Here is a 6,632-nt window from a genome sequence, read left to right as displayed (position 1 = left end):
GGGCGGGCCCGGATGGCCCGCCAATGACGTAGCCCGGCGGAGGATGGCACCAAGCGGGTGAGAAAGGATGAAGGTGGAAGGCGGAGGGATGAATTAATCCCCGGTGATGGTTACCGACCGAGTGAAGTAGCGACGCCATGCGTAGCCGGGTCGTAGCGACCGGGCGTCGAGAGCGGAGTCGATGTGTAGCCATGGATGGCGGAACATCGACGCAGCGAACCGAGGCCGGATGGATCCCGGTGGGTTTGGATTGAAAATACGAACCTTTCTCGGGCCAGAGATGTGGGTCGCAGATGGTTGGGCGAGGAATCCGTTGCTTGTGGGCGCTCAATCCAATTGCTCGTTTGCCTGAAAAGTTTCACGAGTTTCGTTGGTAAACCGTTTCGATCGCTTTGGCCTCTTCTCCGTCTGGCGTGACGTTGTAGGCGGTGATGACCAAGCCGGATTCTTCATCGTACGCGTAGCGAGTTTTCCAGCCCCAGCGTGGGTGATCCTTGCCAACGTCGTAGTGGCCGAAGACTTCGAACGCAGCACTTCGTTTTGACGAATCTTCGGGCACCGACAACGGTCCACGCGAAATCATGATGGCTCCGCTCATGTGGAAATCGTCTACCCAGGAGATCTCAAAGTTCTCCGTGACTTCGTTGAAAGCGATCCATTCTTCGCCGTGACGCGGACGGCCTTGGATCTGACTTTGGTACACGTGACGCAGAAAGCGACCTTCCAGCATTGGCTTGATGCTGCCGGAGACGTCGGATTCGTCAGCGAGTTTGCCGGGTTCGAACCAGGTTTGACAGTTCCCTCGCCAATCTCCTTCAAGGGCACGCAGCAGTTGTCGGGGTGGCACGGCATTTCCTCGGAATATGAGCGACGGTTGATGAGCCTCAAGGATAACGACTTGATGAAGCGCGCATAAAAAAACGACCCCGGAGAGTCTGGCTCTCCGGGGCCGCTAGTCTTTGAATTCGATCGTCGACGAACTATCGCGTGGCGACCGGTTGCGTGTAGATCGCGTGCTTGGCGTTGCCACCGGCTCGCAGGTAAGCAACCAGGTCAGCGATCTCTTCCTCGTTCAGCGTGTCCAACAAACCGTTGGGCATCATGCTGACGGTGGATTCACGCGTTTGGATGACGGCTTCCCGATCCACTTTCGTGAGTGAAGAAGGATCCAACATGTTGGTCATCACGTTCAGCTCTTTGTTCCGCATGTTGATCACACGGCCGGTGATGACTTCTCCATCCTCGGTCAGGAACTGCGTCGACCCATATTGGTCGCTGATCACCTTGCTGGGTTCGATGATCGAAACCAACATGTCACGAGGACTGAACTTGCCACCAGCACTCGTCAAATCGGGACCAAGAATTCCGCCTTGCAATCCCATTCGGTGACACTTGTAGCACGTCGCGGCGGCGAACATCGCCTTGCCGTTTTCGAAGTCGGGACGACGGTTTTCATCGCTCACCAGATCAACCAAATCGTCGACCTTCCATTGCTTGACAAATTCGCGTGGCGGTCCGGTGGGTGCCTCGTCGGCTTGCTTGGGTTTGGCCAGCACATCGGCCAGCGATTGCTTGTCAGCGTCCGACAAACGTTCAACAGTGACCTTTTTGATGTTGTCCAAGAAACCACCAAAAGACATTCCGCCACGAGCGGTTGCCATTTCGTTGAACCACGCCAAGTAATCGCGACGAAGGTCCTTGCTCCAACCTTCCTTGGCTGCCCGCAATGCCATCGCGTAGTGGATTTGGCTCTCTTGGCTTGGCGAATTTTGCAAAGCGGCCACAACCGAGGCGGTCGAATCTGGATCGCCCAAGTAGATCGCCATGATCGCCAGCTCGCGGTCGAGCGAATCGACGCCGGTTGGGAATTGACCTTTGATCTTGCCGAACAGGGCATCTCGCTGCGTTTCGGTGAATTCGCCCAAACGCATCGCGACCAGACCAGCCGCACGAAGGAAGTCAATCTTTTCATTGGCCGTCAACGAATCCAGCTCGATCGCTTCCAACGCTTTGACAGCATCAGCTTGATCCGCTTTTTCGCCCGTACGAGCCAAAGCGATCACGCCGAGAATTTTGGCTTCGGCGTTGGCTTCGTTCAGCGCCGTTTTCTTCCAGGCCGAAGGCGAACGGTGTTCCAAAGCGATTCGAGCGGCGAAGCGAATCGCGCGGTCGTCATGGCTCAGGTTCTTGATCGCTTGTTTGACAGCTTCGTCCGGAGTGACCGAAAGATCCGCGTCGTCCACGTGCAAAGCTTCGATGCTTTGACGTAGCTCACGAAGTTGTTTGGCTTCGTCCGACAGAGCGACAACTTCTTCCGCCGCATCGGCAGCGGCGATGTCGCCGGTGTACTTGATCCGGTACAGACCGCTTTGCGTGCCACGACCACCGATCGCGAAGTACAAGGCTCCATCGGGATGGATGACCAAGTCCGTCACGGGCAAGGGTGCTGCGGTGGCGAAGGTTTCGTAAGTCCCGCTGTAGCTGGAACCATCTTCGGTCAGGTGAACCGCGTGAATGTTGCCGTAGCTCCAATCCGAAATGAACAGAGCGTTCTCGTACTTCTTAGGGAATTTGGCTCCGTAGCCAAAGACAATGCCCGTTGGTGATCCGGGTCCGATATCAACAGCGGATCCAAACGAATCGGGATAGTACGCAGGCCATTTGCCGGTACCGTTTCGCCATCCGAATTCTGATCCACTGATCACGTGGTTGATTCGAGTGGGGCGGTACCAAGGCGTGCCGACGTCCCATTCCATGTCAGCGTCGTAGGTGAACAGTTCGCCTTGACGGTTCAACGCGATGTCGTAGGGGTTACGGAAACCAGTTGCGATCAATTCCACATCGCTGCCGTCAGGATTCAACGAGCAGATGAATCCACCAGGAGCCATTCGGTTGGCGTTGTGGCCTCGAGCATCGGGCATGCGGCCGAGCAAGTGGTCTTCGTCCCAAACCTTTGGCACTCGCGAGTGGGCAATGTCTTCGGGCAAATTTGTGTTGTTACCAGCGACCATGATGATGCGTTTGCCATCGGGCGTGACCAGCAACGCGTGAGGACCGTGCTCACTGCCGCCATTGAGCGGAATGATGTGTTCCTTTTTGTCGTACTGATCGTCGCCATTGGTATCAGTCAAACGCCACAAACCGCACGGGAATTCGCGAGCGTTGACGTTGGCGTACAGCGACCCAAATGCGCACAGCAAACCTTGGGCACCGACAAATTCAATCTCGAGCTTTTCAACTTTGGCTTCACCCGAGCTCATGTCGATTCGGAACAGTCCGCCGGCTTGATCGCAGGCAATCAGGCGTCCTTTGGGATCAACGGTCAAGCTGACCCAAGAGCCTTCCGACTCGGGGGAGACTTCGTGCAACAGCTCGACTTCAAAGCCTTCAGGGACTTTGAACTGCTCGGCGGGCGTGACGCCCAACCCAGCCGATGCGGTCGAAAGATGAAGTTGGCTCAGTCCGAGGACGCCAACGATGGCTCCCAGACGAAAGACGGATGACGTCACCGCGAGAACTCGCCGGGACAAACAGTTTCCCGCGTGCGAGCTCGCGAAAACGCCAGCAGACGTGGAAGAACAGAGGGATTTCATGGACGAAGCAGTTGCCGGAGGGATGGGGAGGGAGTGGGGGACGTGGTCGCAAACCACGCCGTCGAGCGTTCGCTCGGAGAAGTCCATATATTAACCGGCGGCCAGGGCAACCGCCAACCAACACGGTGAAGATCTTCGAAGTCCCTCTCACCCGCCCCAAAGCGGCGTGAAACCGCACCGATCGATCCCGTCACGCCCTGGTTGTCAACTCGCATCAGCACTGGTTCGTGACCGGACAGACTGTCGTTCGGAGTCCCCCGACTGATCGAGGCTGAAGTGCTGTGTTTCTGACTTCTTGCCGGCCCCGCCCGTACGGGAGGCCGTGCCGTTTCCAAGCTGTTGTTTTGCTGAGCGTTTATCATAATCCTCCCCTTGGGAGGGTCGAGCGAAGCGAGGGGAGGGCTCAGCATTGAATCCAGCACGTAACCATCCCCGGCCCGAAGCGGCCCGACACTCCCAAAGGGAAGGTGAAGTAAAACTGCACGGCCTCCACACCCCCGAAGTGGTTCAGTGGCCGTTTGGTATCGACACGCCGGCCGGCGGCTTGCTACAGGCCACTTGAAGCGTGGTTTTTGCCACGCGTTCTCGTTTGTTTTGTGTTGGTGGCTGCCATGAATACTTGGATCGGAATCCCGTCGTTTACCGCCCTCGTCTGTATGTTGGCAGGCATTCTGGCTGGGCATTTGCTGTGGTACCGCGATCGCAGTCGTGATGTGCAGGCCATCAAAGACGCCGAGAAAAAGTACGCGAAAGCGAAAGCGGCGGCTCGAAGCCGAAAACACCACTTCCTCAGCATGCAAGGCGACATCGATTCGTTGCAATCCAGCCGGGACGAAGTGAAAGCCGAAAACGAACAACTGCGTCAGTGGCTAAAAGACCAAAAGCAACTGACGGCCGAAGCGGAAACCGAACTCGGCCACCTGCGGACCGAACACAGCCGATTCGAATTGGCCAACAAAGATGCGGAAGAAGCTCGCAAAGCCGCGACCGATTCATTGGAACAAGCGGAAAAAGAAATCGAGTCGTTGCGTTCTGGTTTGGCGGACAACGAAACCCGGTTTGAAGAATCCGCTTCCAAGATGCGTGAGCTCGCCGAAACCGCCAACGCCACCGGCGATGAGCTTGCCAACAAGGAGAAGCAGCAGGAATTCCTGATGCAGGCCAACGAGCAACTTAAAACACAAAACGCAGAACTCGAGTCGCAAATCGAAGTCACTCGCGGTGAAGTCTTTGCAGCTGAGGAAGCCCTCAACGCTTTCCGAGAACAACAAACCACGCTGCAGAACGAACAACAAAACACTCAAAGCCAGGTCCAACAAATCCTTGCGGACCTCAACGCTGCGAACGAAGAAATCGACACTCTCAGCCAAGCCAACGAGTCGCTGCTTCAACGAATTGAAGAAGCGGTCACCCAGCGTGACGCCGCGATCTTGCAGCGTGATCAATTCGCCGCCGAGCGTGAAAACGTTTCCAACGAATACGACGAAACCGGCCAACGCTTTGCCGAGCTGCAAAAAGAATACGAGCACCTGCGATCACAACACGAGATCGCCATCCAAACCGCGACCCGCCACGAAGAAACCGTTCAAGTGGTTCGCGAAGAATTGGAAACTCGCAATGAAGAAGTGAGCGAGCTGAAGACCGCTCGCACGCAACTGGAATCCACGTTGCAAGAGAACGAACTGAAACTGCAAACGCTGCAAAGCGAACGCGAAGAGTTGGCAGACGAACTCGACGAGCGAACGCTTCGAATCCAAGAAGCCATCGACAGCCGAGTGGTCGCCGAGTCCGCACTTTCAGAACTCGAAGAGCGGCTCAGCCTGACTCAAACGGAGCTGAATTCCAAACTGGAAAGCACCGCATCGCAATTGGAGTCGACCGAATCGAGCCTGTCCGAAACCCAGTCGCAACTTTCGCAGACGGTCGAAAAACTGACGACGACCGAGTCTCAGCTGGAACAAACACGGACGGAACTGGCATCGGTTCAAACCAGTTGGAATGAAAGCCAAGCCAAGCTGTCAGAATCGGAATCCAAACTCTCCGCCACCGCACAGAAATTGTCGACCGTCGAGTCGCAACTCGAGCAAGCTCAAACCGATTTGGAATCCACCGCGTCTCGTTTGGAAACGACGGAGTCTTCGCTTGCGTCCGCGATTGTCCAACGTGACCGTCACGAGAAAACGCTGCAAGAGATCCACGCCTCGACAGAGCAACTCCGCAACGAAGCCACGCAATTGGAAGCCACCATCGCGGCGAAAGACGACGCGATCTCACAACTGCGGATCGATCTGCAGGAACAGCAAGATTCCGTGTCGCGGCATCGTGCCGAGATCGAACGTCTTCAATCGGTTCGTCCCGAGTTCGAGAAGTTGAAGCAAACCGTTTCGGATCGAACCAACGAATCCACGCGTTTGGCTCAACAGGTCAAGAATCATCAGCAACGCGAAACGCAGTTGCAGCAAGAGATCGACGAACGCAATCAGCAAGTTCAATCGCTGCGACGATCGCAGGAGCAACTTGAGTCTCGAATCGGCGAGCAAACTTCGCTGGTGCAACGATTGACCCAAGAGCTGAAGTCGACCAAAGAATCTCTGCAAACCGCTCGTCAGCATGAACCGCGTGCCGCGGCGATGCAGTCCCAGGTCGCCGACCTGACCGTCGAGCTCAAACGCGTTTCGAGCGAACTCGATCAAAGTCTCGATGCGAACGCGGAAATGCAAGAACGCATGCGAGTGCTGGAAGGCAAACTGCACGAGAGTGCCGCCGTCATGCGGGACCTTCGTCGCAAACGAGCCCACGTGCCCGTGTTGGAATCCAACGAGAACCAACGTCGCGCCGCGTAGCGTTGCCATCCGTCTCGGGGCTAAGGAAGCCGGCCCCATCCGGGGCGAAGATCATGAATCGCACCTGTCTCATTTCGTTCCTCGCTCACGGGCCTGTTGATCGAATCCCAACCCGAAGCGTCAGCGAGGGATCGCGTGCCATTGCAACGAGCCGGTCAGCGAGGGACACGCCTGAATTCTGGCGAAGCCACCAACG

At 56.4% G+C, this 6,632-nt stretch carries 3 protein-coding genes; 1 reads left to right on the top strand and 2 read right to left on the bottom strand.

All coding sequences use genetic code 11. The features are described 5' to 3' along the window. Nucleotides 1-358: 358 nt before the first annotated feature. Complete coding sequence (locus tag B2R17_RS21510; protein ID WP_008668757.1) at nt 359-847, bottom strand: DUF1579 domain-containing protein; 489 nt, start codon at nt 845-847, stop codon at nt 359-361. Nucleotides 848-980: 133 nt separating this feature from the next. After that, complete coding sequence (locus B2R17_RS21505; RefSeq protein WP_339889035.1) at nt 981-3,530, bottom strand: L-sorbosone dehydrogenase; 2,550 nt, start codon at nt 3,528-3,530, stop codon at nt 981-983. Nucleotides 3,531-4,204: 674 nt separating this feature from the next. Between B2R17_RS21505 and B2R17_RS21500 the strand changes: the two genes are divergently transcribed. Further along, nucleotides 4,205-6,436 (top strand): hypothetical protein, encoded by a 2,232-nt coding sequence (locus B2R17_RS21500; protein WP_286765602.1) that lies wholly within the window; start codon nt 4,205-4,207, stop codon nt 6,434-6,436. Nucleotides 6,437-6,632 lie beyond the last annotated feature (196 nt).

Source organism: Rhodopirellula sp. UBA1907, from assembly GCF_002337565.1.
In the GTDB taxonomy this organism is placed as follows: domain Bacteria; phylum Planctomycetota; class Planctomycetia; order Pirellulales; family Pirellulaceae; genus Rhodopirellula; species Rhodopirellula europaea.
The sequence above is the reverse complement of the archived record's forward strand: the minus strand, read 5'-3'. Positions and strand labels throughout refer to the sequence as shown.

What these genes read in the sequence shown, in the direction of transcription:
- B2R17_RS21500 (WP_286765602.1), top strand. Translation starts at nt 4,205, where the DNA reads ATGAATACTTGGATCGGAATCCCGTCGTTTACCGCCCTCGTCTGTATG.